Source organism: Nocardia sp. CC213A, from assembly GCF_030766805.1.
Taxonomy (GTDB): Bacteria; Actinomycetota; Actinomycetes; order Mycobacteriales; family Mycobacteriaceae; genus Nocardia; species Nocardia otitidiscaviarum.
In genome coordinates, this window is record NZ_JASFXA010000007.1 from 81,451 (window position 1) to 96,402 (window position 14,952).

General features: G+C 69.4%; 15 protein-coding genes. 5 read left to right on the forward strand and 10 right to left on the reverse strand.

The window, feature by feature from the left end; all coding sequences use genetic code 11:
* Positions 1–20: 20 nt before the first annotated feature.
* The 6 genes from QJS31_RS14695 to QJS31_RS14720 form a co-directional block, all read right to left on the reverse strand.
* A complete protein-coding gene (locus QJS31_RS14695) occupies positions 21–842 on the reverse strand; it encodes an ABC transporter permease (protein ID WP_306356953.1) in 822 nt (273 codons plus the stop codon).
* Entirely contained in the window at positions 842–1,663 is an 822-nt protein-coding gene (locus tag QJS31_RS14700) for an ABC transporter ATP-binding protein (protein ID WP_372341659.1), read from the reverse strand. The genes QJS31_RS14695 and QJS31_RS14700 overlap by 1 nt, the downstream gene beginning before the upstream one ends.
* A 106-nt stretch (positions 1,664–1,769) precedes the next feature.
* On the reverse strand, positions 1,770–3,134 hold the full coding sequence (locus QJS31_RS14705) for an amidohydrolase family protein (protein WP_282785768.1): 1,365 nt from the start codon (positions 3,132–3,134) through the stop codon (positions 1,770–1,772).
* Positions 3,135–3,396: 262 nt separating this feature from the next.
* Positions 3,397–4,509, reverse strand: coding sequence for a winged helix DNA-binding domain-containing protein (locus tag QJS31_RS14710; RefSeq protein WP_306356954.1), 1,113 nt, complete (start codon positions 4,507–4,509; stop codon positions 3,397–3,399).
* 68 nt (positions 4,510–4,577) lie between these two features.
* The gene (locus tag QJS31_RS14715) at positions 4,578–5,552 is read right to left on the reverse strand and encodes an NADPH:quinone oxidoreductase family protein (protein ID WP_306356955.1); all 975 of its coding nucleotides are present in this window, start codon (positions 5,550–5,552) and stop codon (positions 4,578–4,580) included.
* A gap of 80 nt (positions 5,553–5,632) precedes the next feature.
* Entirely contained in the window at positions 5,633–7,732 is a 2,100-nt protein-coding gene (locus tag QJS31_RS14720) for a serine/threonine-protein kinase (protein WP_306356956.1), read from the reverse strand.
* A 197-nt stretch (positions 7,733–7,929) separates the two neighbouring features.
* Between QJS31_RS14720 and QJS31_RS14725 the strand changes: the two genes are divergently transcribed.
* A complete protein-coding gene (locus QJS31_RS14725; protein ID WP_282776149.1) occupies positions 7,930–8,703 on the forward strand; it encodes an acyl-[acyl-carrier-protein] thioesterase in 774 nt (257 codons plus the stop codon).
* A gap of 60 nt (positions 8,704–8,763) precedes the next feature.
* Here the strand turns inward: QJS31_RS14725 and QJS31_RS14730 are convergent, their stop codons facing one another.
* Complete coding sequence (locus QJS31_RS14730; protein WP_306356957.1) at positions 8,764–10,434, reverse strand: FAD-dependent oxidoreductase; 1,671 nt, start codon at positions 10,432–10,434, stop codon at positions 8,764–8,766.
* Positions 10,435–10,722: 288 nt separating this feature from the next.
* On the opposite strand from QJS31_RS14730, the gene QJS31_RS14735 reads away from it, so the two are divergent.
* Positions 10,723–11,214 (forward strand): histidine phosphatase family protein, encoded by a 492-nt coding sequence (locus QJS31_RS14735; protein WP_282776145.1) that lies wholly within the window; start codon positions 10,723–10,725, stop codon positions 11,212–11,214.
* A 4-nt stretch (positions 11,215–11,218) separates the two neighbouring features.
* Here QJS31_RS14735 and QJS31_RS14740 read toward each other — a convergent pair whose 3' ends face one another.
* Together QJS31_RS14740 and QJS31_RS14745 are read right to left on the reverse strand one after the other, a co-directional pair.
* Positions 11,219–11,422, reverse strand: a complete 204-nt coding sequence (locus QJS31_RS14740; RefSeq protein WP_039817494.1) for a hypothetical protein — start codon at positions 11,420–11,422, stop codon at positions 11,219–11,221.
* A gap of 31 nt (positions 11,423–11,453) precedes the next feature.
* Positions 11,454–12,023, reverse strand: coding sequence for a Uma2 family endonuclease (locus QJS31_RS14745; RefSeq protein WP_282776143.1), 570 nt, complete (start codon positions 12,021–12,023; stop codon positions 11,454–11,456).
* Positions 12,024–12,174: 151 nt separating this feature from the next.
* On the opposite strand from QJS31_RS14745, the gene QJS31_RS14750 reads away from it, so the two are divergent.
* From QJS31_RS14750 to QJS31_RS14760, 3 genes are all read left to right on the forward strand, one after another.
* Complete coding sequence (locus tag QJS31_RS14750; protein WP_282776141.1) at positions 12,175–12,627, forward strand: MerR family transcriptional regulator; 453 nt, start codon at positions 12,175–12,177, stop codon at positions 12,625–12,627.
* The gene (locus QJS31_RS14755) at positions 12,624–13,634 is read left to right on the forward strand and encodes an aldo/keto reductase (RefSeq protein ID WP_306356958.1); all 1,011 of its coding nucleotides are present in this window, start codon (positions 12,624–12,626) and stop codon (positions 13,632–13,634) included. The genes QJS31_RS14750 and QJS31_RS14755 overlap by 4 nt, the downstream gene beginning before the upstream one ends.
* A gap of 208 nt (positions 13,635–13,842) precedes the next feature.
* Positions 13,843–14,268, forward strand: a complete 426-nt coding sequence (locus QJS31_RS14760; protein ID WP_282776137.1) for a VOC family protein — start codon at positions 13,843–13,845, stop codon at positions 14,266–14,268.
* Here the strand turns inward: QJS31_RS14760 and ribA are convergent.
* On the reverse strand, positions 14,256–14,879 hold the full coding sequence (ribA, locus tag QJS31_RS14765) for a GTP cyclohydrolase II (RefSeq protein WP_282776135.1): 624 nt from the start codon (positions 14,877–14,879) through the stop codon (positions 14,256–14,258). The two genes, QJS31_RS14760 and ribA, sit on opposite strands and share 13 nt — an antisense overlap.
* Between the last annotated feature and the right edge of the window lie 73 nt (positions 14,880–14,952).

Sequence of the window (14,952 nt, forward strand, 5' to 3'; positions counted from 1 at the left end):
CCACAGTGTGAGGATGGAATTCAGCGACCGGAGGCGTGCCAGCGGCCGACGGTGAGACGCTGCGCGGCGGTGCAAAGGGCGAAGACGGTGACGCCGAAGAGGGCGGCGAGCAGCAGTGCGGCGAGCATGTCCTCCGATTGCAGCCGCGCTCGGTAGGTGTCGAGCAGGGTGCCGATGCCCGGCTGCCCCTTGGCGAAGAACATGTCACCGATGATCGCGCCGGTCACCGCGAGCGCGGCGGCGGTGCGCAGGCTGGTGAGGATGGAGGGCAGCGCGGCGGGCAGTTCCAGTGACAGCAGGCGGCGCAGCCGAGTGGCCCGGCCGAGAGTGAACAGTTCGCGCAGGTTGGCGTCCACGGACTGGATGCCGAACAGCGTCATGGCGATGATCGGGTGCACGGCGATGAGTACGCAGACGATGGTCCGGGCGGACATGCCGTAGCCGAACCACAGGCCGATGAGCGGCACCACGGCCAGTACCGGAATGGCCTGGAGCACAACGGCGTACGGGTACACCACGCGCTCGATCGCCCTGGCCTGGCTCATCAGCACCCCGATAGCGACGCCCAGGACCGCGGCGACCAGCAGCCCGACCAGGGCCACCCGCGCGGTTACCGCGAGTGCCCGCAGCATGGTCTCGACGGTGGCCGGGTCCAGCAGCGATTCGGTGAGCACGGCGTGCGGCGGCGGCAGCAGGAAGCGCCGGTCGGGGGCGAGCAGCAGCAGCGATACCGCGTACCACGTCCCGAGGGCGAGGCCGACGCACACCGCGGGCACCAGGGCCTTGGCGAGCAAGGGACGGATGGTCGAGCGGGTCGACGCGCCCAGCGTGCGGGCGGCCATCAGCAGGCCGCCCGCAGCGAGCTGGAGACCCGGGCGACCAGGCCGGTGAAGGCGCTGTCGAACCGCAGGTCCCGGTCGCGCGGGTACGGCAGGTCGATATCGATCACCTCGTGTACGCGCCCGGGCCGGGCGGACATGACCACCACGCGCCGCGCCAGGAATACCGCCTCGGAGACGGAGTGGGTGATGAACAGGGCCGTGAAGACGTTGTCGCGGTAGAGCCGCAACAGTTCCTCCTGCATGCTCAGCCGGGTGATCTCGTCGAGCGCGCCGAAGGGTTCGTCGAGCAGCAGCAGGCTCGGCTGTAAAGCCAATGCGCGGGCGAGGGATACGCGCATTCGCATACCGCCGGAGAGCTGGCCGGGGAGTTTGTCCGCGAAATCGGCCAGTCCGACCGCCGCCAGGGCGCGGGTGGCGCGGGTCCGGCGGGTGCCGCGGTCGACGCCGCGCAGTTCGGCGGCGAGTTCGACATTGCGCAGCACCCGCCGCCACGGCAGCAGGGTGGCCTCCTGGAAGATGAAGCCGACCGAATCTGTCTGGACCGCAAGGCTTCCCGATGTCGGCCGCTCCAATCCGGCGGCCAAGCGCAGCAGTGTCGACTTACCGCAGCCGGAAGGCCCCACCACGGCGACGAATTCGCCGCGCCGGACCTCCAGATCGATAGCGGCGAGGGCGACGATATCGCCGGAGCCCTGGCCGTCGTAGCGCTTGCCCACCCCCGTGCAGGTGATTTCCGGAACCGGTGCGAGCGGCTCGGTGACCGAGCGCCGCTCGGAGTTCGGGGCGGTTCCGGTGTCGCGCACCGTGTCGTAGAGCACCACCGCGCTCACCTTCTTTCGATAATCTTGCGTGCAATCAAAGCGTCCAGATCAGTTTTGCTGCACAGAATTACGTGCAATCAATATCCTGTTTCGCAGTGGTTAACTGTTATTGCATGTCCAGCAGTAGCTTGGTGAGGGCCGGTTCGTCGATGCGCGTACTGCGCCCGTCGCGAAGCACCGCCTCACCGTCCACCCAGACGGTGTCCACCACCCGCGGCGAGGCGGTGGTCAGCACGGTGGCCCCGGGATCTCGGACCGGCAGGCAGGCGAAGTCCCGATCGAAGCGCAGCAGGGTCAGGTCCGCGCGGTCCCCCGCCGCGATTCCGACCGGCCCATCCGAATCGCCCAGGGCGGCAGCGGCACCGCGGGTGGCCATCCGCATCATGTCGTCGAAGCCGAGCAGATCGGCGCGCGCGTGCGTGACCCGCTGCAGGTACGCGCCCATGCGCAGCGCCAACAGCATGTCCTGGGTGTCATTGCTGGCCGCGCCGTCCACCCCCAGCCCTACACCGATGCCCGCGGCCAGCATGGCGGGGATCGGCGCTACTCCGCTGCCCAGCCGCATATTGCTGAGCGGGTTGTACGACACCGCGACACCGCGCTCGGCGAACAGCCCGCGGCCGTACTCGTCGAGGTGACAGCAGTGCACCGCGAGGGTACGCGGCCCCAGCAGGCCGCCGCGATCCAGATAGTCGACCGCCGAGCAGGTCGCGTGTGCACGGCACATGTCCTCGTCGGTGCGGGTCTCCAGCAGATGGATGGAGATGGTCTTGCCGGTGCGATCGGCGTAGTCGCGCACGGCGGCCATACCCTCGGGGGTGAGGCAGCGCGGATTCGGCACGGCGAGCGCGGTCGTGACCCGCGTGTCCGTGAGCCTGGCGTCGAGCGTGTCGATGTGCGCGAAGACCTCCGAAAGCGGTTGCAGCAGGCGTGGATCCATACCCCAGCGGCGGGAGGGGTCGGCCCGGTCGGCCACGCCCCGGCCGAAGACCACGCGAATGCCCAGCTCGTGCAGGGCGCGCAGGGCCGCGTCGTGTACGGCCGCCGAGGGATTCGGCCACATGTGCTCGACCACGGTGGTGACACCGCCGCGCAGCAGTTCCAGACCGCCCGCGAGGGCGGCGGCATAGGTCTGCTCGGGCGTGGCCGCCACCGTGAATTCGCCTACGCAGTGCAACCATTCGAGCAGCGGCAGCCCCTCCCCCGCACCGCGCAGCACGGACTGCTGGAGGTGGGTGTGGGTGTTGACGAAACCCGGAATCAGGTGGCCGCCGCTACCGTCGACCGTAGGAAGCGCCCGGCCCGCACCGGCTTTCGGCCCGATGGCGGTGACACGGCCGTGCTCGACGACCACATCCTGTCCCGACGTCCACCGAGGCCCCCCGACGGTCGCGGTGTAGGCGGTGACATCGCCGATCACGACACTGTCGGTCTCGGCACTGCCCGGGACGGCTGCTGACTGTGGCACCATGCGGCATTCCTCTCGAAATGCGGCTGGTTCGCCCGCCCCGATCCGGGCGGTGCACCGCGTCCGTTGCAGCCATGAACGTGGTGTCCGAAAGCCTAACGGCGCGGTGTTTCCGCCGGGTTAAGGTTGCCGCACCCATCGTGCGGATACCTGCCGACCGGTTGGTGCGCACGGGCAACCGACCAGCCATGCAGGCAGCCGGAAACGACCGAGCGCGTGTAGGCAGCGGGGAAGTAGCCGGGTGCGTGAAGGAAACGGAACGGGGTCAGGGACGCAAATCCGCTCCTGGGGAGAGGATTTCGACGCTGGAGTGCAGCTCCGGTTCCAGGAATGCCAAGAGCGCCTCCGCTTCGGCCGTCACCGCGTCGCGGTCGGCGCGGCTCCATTCGATGCGGGGGCTGATACGCAGGCGGGCGGTCCCGCGCTCGGTGAAGATCTTGTAGACGGCGGCGAGGTAGCCGTCCACCAGGATCGGGGATACGGCGGCGGCGAAGGCGCGCAGTGGGGGTGCGCCGCTCTCCGGGACGATGCGGGTTCGATCCTGGTGGGAGAGGACGGCGTTGTCGTACCAGCCGAGCAGGCGGACGGGGGCGGGGGTGTCCGGGTCGGTCAGTTCGGCGTCGGCGGCGTCGTAGAGGGTGCGACCGCGCTCGTCGGTGTAGGTGCGCACGCGGTCGCCGAGACGGTCCATCGCGGGCTTCATACCGGTGAGCTTGGACCAGGTCTGCATATCCATGGTGGTGGCGGGGCCGAAGGCGCGCAGGTACCGCAGCAGCAGTTCCGCCAGCGGATAGGTCGGGTCCAGGGGTGCGCCGAGCCAGGGTTCGACCCGGGACCACACCGGGCGGCTGTTGTCGCGCCAGCGCCCACGCGGTGGAGTTTGCAGGACCGGCAGTTGGTACAGCCAGGTCTGGACGATCGCCCCCGGATCGCGCTCCGGGTAGAGTTCGGCGGCATGTTCGCGCAGGGCGGTGGCGGACATGGGTTCGTCGCCGAGCACCGCCTCGCCGTCGGCGCGCACCCGCTCCGGATCCAGCCCGACCATGGCCCCGTAGTTGAAACCCTTGCGGAAGGGCACCTTCTCCAGTTCGGGCTGGATGTGCGGGGCGATGCGCAGCGCGTCCGGCGGGGTGACCAGGTGAATGGTGCCGCGCATCAACGTGATTCGCACCAGGGAGCGATCCTCGAGCCCGGCCGACACCGGCTTCGGGTCGAACTCGGCGATACGGCTCCACAAGGCGATGAACGGCGGCGGGACGTCCTGAGCCTGTAGGCCGATCAGGTGCTCGCACATCTCGGCCACCGACAGCGTGGACCGCTCCAGCAGATGCTGGCGGGCGAGTAGGGTCCGATTCAACACCCTGTTCGACAGCTTCATGGTTCGCCTTCCCTCCCGGCCGCGCCGGTCACACCACTGGTACGACGATCATGCTCTCCGCGGGTGACTCAGCGCAGGGTGACGACGACCTTGCCGGTGGCGGTGCGCTTGTCCAGTGCCGCAACGGCCTCCGCGGCGTGGTCGAGGGTGTAGAGGACCGGTTCGGGCGGCAGGATCTTGCCGTTGGCGAGCAGCGGCTCGACCTCGGCCCACTGCTCCTGGAGGTAGCCCGGGTGGCTCATCGCCCATTCGCCCCAGGCCGCGCCGACGACCTCGACATTCTTGAGCAGCAGGCGGTTGACCTTCACCGTGGGGATCTCACCGGCCGTGAAACCGACCACCAGCAGGCGGCCGCCGGAGGCGAGGGAGCGGATGCTGTCGGTGAAGCGGTCGCCGCCGACCGGGTCCAGCACGATGTCCACGCCCCGGCCGCCGGTGAGGTCCTTGACCGTCGCCAGCCAGCCGTCGGTGAGCACGACGTCGGTCGCGCCGTTGGCGCGGGCGACCTCGGCCTTCTCCTCGGTGCTGACCACCGCGATCACCCGGCCCGCGCCCAGCGCCTGCGCCATGCGCAGGGTGGAGGTGCCGATACCACCGGCCGCGCCGTGCACCAGCACCGTCTCGCCCGGGGCGAGGCGACCGCGGTTGCGCAGGCAGAAGTGCACGGTCAGATCGTTGAACAGCACACCCGCGCCCGACTCCAGGGCGATGTTGTCGGGCAGTTTGAACACCATGTCGACGGGTGCGACGGCGACCTCGGCCATGGCGTTGCCGAGCAGGGTCAGCGCGACCACCCGGTCGCCGGGGGCCACGTGCGCGCCCTCGGGGGCTTCGCGGACGACTCCGGCGATCTCGCAGCCCACGACGTACGGCATGGCCGGTTTCATCTGGTACAGGCCGCGGGTCATGAGGACGTCGGGGAAGGCCACCCCGGCCGCGTGCACGTCGATGACGACGCCGCCGGGATAGGGCGCGGGCTCCGGAATATCGACGACCTCGATCGCCTCCGGCCCTTCCAACTTGCTCACCACGGCTGCACGCATGCGAAATCTCCGATCTACCCGGCGTTGGATGCCTTCCGAACCTAACCGATCCGCGGGCGATCCGTCCGGTTCGGTCGGATTCAGCGGCTGGCGTACTCGATCATCGCCTCGTCGGCGAGCACCTCATCGCCCCGCACGATGGTCAGCGAGCGCGGGCCGATCTCGTACCGGGTGCCGTCGGCGGGGTTGGTGACGGTGAAGCCATCGGCGGCGGGCACCGGATCGTCGAGTTCGATCCGCGCCCCGTCACTGAGCCGCACCCCCTGGTAGTAGTAGCGGCCGACGCCGGTGCGGCACACCACGAATCGTGAGGCGGCGGTGTGGCCGACGGCGTAGGCCGGATCGTCGGAGTTGCAGCGGGGGCCGACCGCGTCGACGAAACCCTGGCCATCGCTGCCGGACACCGAATCCGGCAGCGGTCCGAGGGGTGGGGCCGTCGGTGCGGAGGTGGTGCGCGCGGCGTCGGGCGTGGTGACGACCGCGGTGGGTGCCGCGGAATCCGGGGCCGCGGAGGTCTGTGCCGCAGGAGTCCGGGCAGTGGATGTCAGGCCGAGCGGCACCTCGGGCGACGGCCGCGCCGTGACGGACGACGTGATCGCCCCCGGCCGGCCAGGAGTTCCGTCGTCGCGCAGCGCCACCCACCCCAGCGCGGCGGCCAGTCCCACCACGGCGACCCCGAGCACGCCGACCAGCACCGGCAGCCGCGAACGCTGCCGCTCCTGCGGCGACAGCGGCCCGGACGGATGCTCCCGCCACCCCGCCCCGCCCACCGGAACCGGGTCGTCGCCCGCGAACCCCGATGTCGTGCCGGACCTGTGGTGGTCGGCCTCACGGCCGGAAACCGGGCCGCCACCACCGGAATACGCGACGGTCCCGCCGGGCGGCGGCCCCTCCCCTCCGCGCGCCGTAACCGCGCCGCGAGCCCCCTCCGCTGCGCGGGGGTGCGCCACCGGACCGCCAGCCGTCTGATGCGCGCCTGCGGAACGTGTCGCTCCGCCAGACGACGCACCGCCGCCCGAACGCGCCACACCGCCAAAGGGCTGCCCCGCACCTCCCGGACCCACCACACCACCGAAAGGCTCCCCCGCACCTCCCGGACCCACCACACCACCGAAAGGCTCCCCCGCACCTCCCGGTTTCGTCCCACCGCCGGGTGCCCCCGCCGCAGCAGCGGGATGCTCGGCATCCCCGTCGCCCGCCTGTCCGGCATCGGCGCGACGGGGATCGGCGGGGTGCCGGTCGGCGGGTGGGTGGTGCGGCCGGGTCGTGGGGTTCGGGTGCGGTGCCGGGAGGACCACTGTCGGTGCGGTGGACGGCGCGGGCGCACGGGTCTGGTCCGCATCGGCCGCCCGCAGCAGGGCGGCGCGGGCGGCGCGGGCCAGCTGTCCGGCCGAGGTGTAGCGGCGGGCCGGGTCCTTGGCCATGCCGGTGGCGATGACCTGGTCGAAGGTGGCGGGGACGCCGGGCCGGGCGCTCGGGCGGGGCGGGGGCGTCATCAGATGGGCGCGGATGGCCGCCAGGTTGCTGTCGGCCGCGAAAGGCACCTCGCCCGTGAGGGATTCGTACAGTACGCAGGCCAGCGCGTAGGTGTCGACGGCGGCTCCGAGGTGGCGGTTCCCCTGTTCGAACCGCTCGGGGGCCATGTAGGCGAAGGAACCGATGGCGCTGCCGGTGCTGGTCAGCTGCACATCCGATTCGGTGTACGCGATACCGAAATCCACCAGGTAGGCGAACATGTCGTCGGTCAGCAGGATATTGGCGGGCTTGATGTCGCGGTGTACCAGTCCGCCGTCGTGCGCGGCATCGAGCGCGGCGGCGATCTGCTCGACCACCGCGACCGCCGCGTCCGGCGCGAGCGGCCCCTCCGCCCGCAGCCGCGCCTTCAGATCGCGCCCGCGCACCAGCCGCATGTCGATGTAGAGGACCCCATCCACCTCACCCCAGTCGTGCACCGGGATGACGTGCGGTTCCTGCAATCTGGCGGCGGTCCGGGATTCACGCCGGAAGCGCTCCACATAGCTGGGGGTCCGGGCCAGCTCTTGGTCCAGCAGTTTCAGAGCCACCACGCGGTCCCGGACGGTGTCGTACGCCTCGTAGACCTCGCCCATGCCGCCGACCCCGAGCAGCGTACGAAGTTCGTACTGCCCGAACCGCGATCCGGCCCGCGCCCCGGCAACCACGTGCGCCTCCCCTGCCTGATGTACAACCAAACAGGCTACGGCCTGGACAGCCACCCTGTCATGCCCTGGAAAATGAGTAGGCGACTCGACGCGAGGGGCGGGCGACCGCACCGTAAAGTCGTGTCCAGCAAGCACCGCACGAGAACGCGGCACACCGGATCCGCCCCATGGATCACCGTGTCGCGCGAGGAGCACCAGTGTCACTCGATGAGCCACTCGCCCCGCTGAGTCAGGAGGGCTTGGGCTTCGCCTCGGCGTGGCCCGTCCGGGCCGGCGATGTGGATCCGTACAACCGGCTGCGTTTCGACGGCACGGCCCGCTACCTGCAGGACATCGCCTGGGAAGACTTGCACTCCGGCAGCTTCCACCGCACCGACCCGAGCTGGATCGTGCGCCGCACGGTCATCGATGTGGTCCGGCCGGTGTACTGGCCGGATCGGGTGCAGCTACGCCGCTGGTGTTCGGCCCTGTCCACGCGCTGGACCAATATGCGGGTGCGGATCACCAGCGAGAACGGCGGTCTCATCGAGACCGAGGGTTTCTGGATCAATATCAACGAATCCACCAATATGCCGACCCGCATCAGTGACGAGGGACTGGCCCAGCTGGCCCGCACCACCGATGAGCACCGGCTGCGGTGGCGGCCCTGGCTGACCGATCCGATGCCGCCGGAATCCGATGTGGATCTGCCGTTTCCGCTGCGCGCGACCGATATCGACCAGTTCAACCATGTGAACAACGCCGTGTACTGGCAGGCGGTGGAACAGTACCTGGTGGACTATCCGAAGCTGGTGGCCGCGCCGCACCGTGCGGTGATCGAATACATCGCGCCGGTGCAGGCGCGCCAGCACCTCACCGTGCGGGCCCGCTACGAGCCGGGTGATCGCACCGGGCATCCGGTGCTGCGGCTGTGGTTCGTGGTCGGCGGCATCACGACGACGACGGTGCGGATCGGTCCGCTGCCGGGCTGAGTCGAGCGTCGAACGGCACGGCCCCACCGGGTTTCGGTGGGGCCGTGCCGTGCGTTCGGACTAGCTCTTGGCGGCTTTGAGCAGGTTTTCCAGGCTGGTGAACTTCACGCGCGGGCGGCCCGCGGTCTTGCCCGCGGTCTTCTCCGCCGCGTCGATGGCCTTCCAGCCCGCCCGATCCACCAGATCCGGCTGCCGCTGCGCCAGCAACGCCCGCAACGCCGCCCGATCCGAGCTCGGCGCGGCCAGCTTCCCGGCGATGAAATCCTCGATCAACGCATCCACGGTCTGCGCGGAATCAACCCGGTTGGAACCGATCACCCCGCGCGGACCCCGCTTGATCCATCCCGACACATACACCCCGGGCAACGGCGAGCCATCGGCTTGCAGCACGCGCCCCCTGTCGTTCGGGATGACCCCGTTGACCTCGTCGAAGGGGATATCGGCCACCGGCTCGCCCCGATACCCGATCGACCGCAACACCAGCGACGCGTCGAGACAACCGGTGCGGTCCGATGCGCGGGCGACGGTACGACCGTTCTCGGTGACCAGGTCGTTGTGCACGAACTCCACCGTCTCGGCCTTGCCGTCACCGGTGATGGCGGTCGGCGACACCAGATACCGGAACACGATCCGCTTGTTACCCGGCGTCGGCGTCTTGGCCGCGTACTCCCGCGCGAGGGTGTACTTCAATTTCAGGTGCGGTTCGACGTCCGGATCATCCAGCAGCGCCCGAGACTCGGGATCCAACTCGAGATCGGCCGGGTCCACCACCACGTCCACCCCCTTCAGGTGGGTGAGCGCCATGAATTCCGGGCTGCTGTACGCCGCCTGCAACGGGCCGCGCCGCCCCAACACCACCACCTCGGTGATGCTGCTGCGCCGCAACGCGTCCAGGGCATAGTCGGCGACATCGGTCTTGGCCAGCGCCTCGGGATCCATCGTCAGAATCCGCGCCACGTCCAGCGCGACATTGCCGTTGCCCACGATCACCGCCCGCTGTCCGGACAGATCGAACTCCCGATCCGCGTAGTCGGGGTGCCCGTTGTACCAGGCCACGAACTCCGTCGCGGAGTGGCTCCCGGGCAGGTCCTCGCCGGGCACGCCCAGCTGCCGGTCGGTCGACGCACCCACCGCGTAGACCACCGCGTGATGATGGGCCATCAGCTCCTCGTGGCTGATGTGCTTGCCGACCTCGACATTGAGGTAGTACTGCAGGGTGTCGCGGCGGAACGCCGTCTCGAACATGTTCGCCACCAGCTTGGTGCCCGCGTGATCGGGGGCCACGCCCGCGCGGACCAGACCGTAGGGGGTGGGCAGCCTGTCGAACAGCTCCACCTCCACCTCCGCGCGCCGCAGCAACTCCTCCGCCGCGTAGCAGGCGGCCGGACCCGCCCCGATCACCGCCACCCGCAACGTGCCCAGCTCCTTGGGCGCGCGCGTCGGCGCGACGAGGGGCTCGAAGTTGGATTCCAGGGGGTGGCGCTGGAAATAGGCGGCGTTGACATCTTTGAACCGGGCCAGCGACGCGGTCAGATCGTCCTCGGAGAAAATGGCCTCCACCGGACACGCGTCCACACACGCACCACAGTCGATACAGGTGTCCGGGTCGATATACAACTGCTCCGCCGTCGCGAACTCCGGAGACTCCGGCGTAGGACGGATGCAGTCGACCGGACACTCCGGAACGCAGCTGGCGTCGTTGCAACAACGCTGCGTGATCACATAGGCCATATCTCGCAGATCCTCGAAACAGTCGCGGTGCTACTCAGCTCGGGTTCGAGCGGGGTCGGTAGAACACGTTCTAATATAGGTGTCACGCGGCATGGATCGGCACACCGGTGTGACGTCCCCTTCAGTGTGCCTCGAGTGTGACGGTGATCTCCTGTCGGGCCACGGGCTGAAATGTGAACTGCGTCTCCGCGCACGCGATCGACGCATGACAACCGGGCAGTTTCGGCATTCCGGGCACGATCCGCGTCCTGCCCCCGAGCGGGCACCGCAGGACTTACGGTGGTGCGCATGGCGCGGACGCTCATCCTCATGCGGCACGGCAAATCCGGCTATCCGGACGGGGTCGCCGACCACGATCGACCGTTGGCCCCGCGCGGACGGCGGGAGGCGGCACTGGCCGGGGATTGGCTGCGGGAAACGCAGCCGGCGGTGGGCGCGGTGCTGTGCTCGACGGCCACCCGCACCCGGGAAACCCTGTCCGCGACCGGGATCAGCGCCCCGGTGTCCTACGAGAAATCCATCTACGAGGCGTCCCCGCGCACCCTCATCGAACTCGTCCAGCTCACCGACGACGCGGTGGACACCCTGCTGGTGATCGGGCACGCCCCCGGGATGCCGTGGACGGCATGGGAGTTGGCGAGCAACCGTGACTCCGAGGCGGCGGAGCGGATGAGCCGGAAATTCCCCACCTCCGCCCTGGCGGTGCTGGAATTCGACCGGGCATGGCGGGACGCCGATCCGGGCACGGGCGAGCTCCGACTCTTCCACGTGCCGCGCTGAGAGCTCAGCCGAGCAGCTTTCCCTTCCACACCACGACACCGCCGAACACCAGCAGGAGCAGCAGCGCCGGGAAGAACCCCAGCAGCCACCACACCACACCGAACACGGCGACCACGGGCAACAGCGCGATCCCGGCGATGACGGGATTCTCCCGCACCGTCTCCAGCGCCGAACGCCCCCGGATGCGATCTATGTCTTTTCCAGCCATGACACCAGCGTAGGCGCGTACGGCGGCAAGGTCAGCGCAGTCGATCCAAGTCGATCGTGAGATCGCAGGGGAAATCACCGCGGTAGGTGCCGGTCGCGCGGCCCGTGTCGACATAGCCGAGCTCCTCGGTACGACAGAGCGGGAGCAGACTGACAGGTTCATCCGGGTCGACGATCCAGTAGCTGGGGATACCCGCATCGGCGTACTCACTGCGCTTGGTCACCCGATCGGCCCTTCGTGAGCCTGGAGCGACGACCTCGACGACGAGCAGCGCCTGATCCGCACGAAGGACTCCCCCTCCGGATGACACGCGCCGCAGTTCGGAACGCGGCACGACGGTCACATCGGGTCGACGTACCGTCGCCGGTTCATGCTCCGGCACGAGGCGCAGGTCGAGGTCCACGCCGGGAACGGCGACCAGATCCGATGGTAGGCAGGAGTCCAGCTGAGCTGCGATGCCGAAGGCGACGATGTTGTGCCACGGCGACGGCGACGGCAGCATGACCGGCAATCCCTCTTGCAGCTCCCAGCGAGTCTCGTCGTCCTCAGGGAGCGCGGCGTAGTCGGAGATCGTCAGCAGGCGGCGGGGATCGAGAATCATCGTCGCCTCGCCTTCCGTCGTCGGTGGGTTCGATCGTCCTGCCGGTCATTCGTTGTGACGTGGGCGACGGATGCTTTCCGGAAGAATGGGGCTTGCTTGGAGTGCACTCCAGGCGATTAGCGTCGGTGGGGTTCGACGAGAGGAGCGAGCGGTGAGTGTGGCGGCGGTGCGGTACGAGGCGGACTACGAGCTGCCGAAGTATTCGATCGGTGAGGTGTCGGAGCGGTCCGGGCTGACGCGGGACACGCTGCGGTGGTACGAGCGGATCGGGCTGATGGATTACGTGGGGCGCGATCACACCGGGCAGCGGCGATTCAGCGATCGGGACCTGGACTGGCTGACGCTCATCGGGAAGCTGCGCCGCACCGGGATGCCGGTCGCCGACATGGTCCGCTACGCGGAACTGGTGCGCCAGGGTGACGAGACCTTCCCGCAGCGACTCGAGATGTTCCGCCGCACCCGCGAGGACGTGCTCGCCCGCATCGCCGAACTACAGCAGACCGTGGCCGTTCTGGACTGCAAGATCGCGCTCTACGAGGGCGATCCGACGCGCGACTGGCGGACCGTGGTCACACCGGACACACGCGAAGGGAAACACGCATGACCACCACGCGGGCACTGCCCACCACCGCCCTCGGCGAGACCCGGATCGGGGTGCAGGGCTACGGCTGCATGGGTATCAGCGAGTTCTACGGTCCCACCGATGCGAACGAAGCGCGGGCGACGCTGGAGCACGCCCTCGAGCTCGGGGTCACCCTGTTCGACACCGCCGATATGTACGGATCCGGACACAATGAGGAGTTCGTCGGCGAGTTCGTCCGCGCCCACCGCGAGAATGTGGTGCTGGCAACGAAATTCGGCATCGTGCGGAAGGCGGACGAGCCGACCTACCGGGGTATCGACAACTCCCCCGACTACATCCGGCGCGCGGTGGACGCCAGCCTGCGACGGCTCGGCATCGACGTCATCGACCTGTACTACATGCACCGGCGTGATCCGCGGGTGCCGATCGAGGAGGCCGTCGGCGTGATGGCCGAACTCGTGGCGGCGGGCAAGGTGCGTCAGCTCGGGCTCTCCGAGGTGACCGGGCCGGAGCTGCGCGCCGCGCACGCGGTGCATCCGATCGCGGCCGTGCAGTCGGAATGGTCGGTGTTCTCCCGGGATGTGGAACGGGCCGTGGTCCCGGCCGCCGCCGAACTGGGCGTGACCTTCGTGCCGTACTCGCCGCTGGGTCGGGGCTTCCTCACCGGCACCGTGGCGGCGACCGGCGAACTGGCCGAAGGCGATACGCGCCGGGCGTTTCCGCGCCTGTCCGGCGAGAACGCGGTACGCAACGCGGAACTACTGGCTCCGCTGCGGGCCGTCGCGGAGGCGCGGGGCATCACCCCGGGGCAGGCCGCGCTGGCCTGGGTGCACGCGCGGGCGCGGGTGCACAATCTGTCGGTGGCCCCGATCCCCGGCACCCGCCGCCGCCACCGGCTGGCGGAGAACGTCGCCGCCGCGACGGTCGAACTGACCGCCGACGAACTGGCCACCCTGGAGCCGATCGCCGAGCGGGTCGCCGGAAATCGGTACGCGGACATGAACTTCACATCGGCCGGCCGCGAATAGGGCACTGCGCCCGCCATTCGCACGGCGGCCGGACCCCGAACACCGCAGGGTTGTCGGGATTCCGGCCGCCTGCGCGCCGGCCGCGACCGATACCGCCGTGCCGCACCGGATAGCGTCGGCGCGGGGCCGCCGCCCCTGGCATCCGGGCTTGACTCTCCCGCGGCGGGAGACCCGATGCTGGTCGTACCAGCGAGAAAGGGTTTCAGCCATGATCACCAGCATCTTCCCCACCCTCTGCGCCGACGATGTGGCGGCGGTCCGGGACTTCTACGTGGAGCTGTTCGGCTTCCAGGTGGTGTTCGACAGCGGATGGTACGTGCAGTTGGAGGCGCCGGACGGGGCCAAGCCGCAGATCGGCGTGGTGGAGCGCAACCACGAGAGCGTGCCGGAGGCGTACCGGGTGCTGCCGTCGGGTTTCCTGGTCGCCATCGAGGTGGACGATGTGGACGCGGTACACGCCCGGGCCGTGGAGATGGGGCTGAAGATGCCGCTCGAGCTGCGCAGCGAGGACTTCGGCCAGCGTCACTTCATGACGGTCGACCCGAGCGGGGCGCTGGTCGACGTGATCACGCCCATCCCGCCGAGCGCCGAGTACGCCGAGAACTACGCACAGCCCGAGGCTCAGGCGATCTGAATGGTGTGGCCGGTGTGGTCGGCCTTGGCCCGCAGGTAGCGCAGGTTGCTGGGGGTGGCGTGCACGCCCGTGCGGACGGTGCGGCGCACGCCCACCCCCAGCGCGTCCAGCTGACGCGCCTTGTCGGGGTTGTTGGTGAGCAGGTCCAGCTCGGAAATGCCCAGCGCCGTGAGCATTTGGGCGGCGGCGGTGTAGTCGCGCGCGTCCTCGGGTAGGCCCAGCGCGGTATTGGCCTGATAGGTGTCGAGCCCGGAATCCTGGAGCGCGTAGGCGTCGAGCTTGTTGTACAGCCCGATATCGCGCCCCTCCTGCCGCAGGTACAGCAGCACGCCGCCGGTGTCGGTGATGCGCTCCACCGCCTCGCGCAGCTGCGGACCGCAGTCGCAGCGCGCGGAGCCGAAGACGTCGCCGGTGAGGCATTCGGAGTGCAGCCGCACCAGCGGCACCCGCCGCGGGTCGGGCTCCCCCAGCACCAGCGCGAGATGTTCCCGGCCGTCGCTCAACCCGTCGAAGGTGACCGCCTCGGCGGCGGTCGCGTACCCGTCCGCGAAGGTCAGCGGAATGCGCACACGCGTCCGCACGCCCGCGCCGACGCGAGTGCTGCTTTCCATAGCGGCTCCGAGATCGCAGTGACCGTTCGATGGACAGTGAACTCGACCGCACGCCCGGTTATTCCGGACGAAG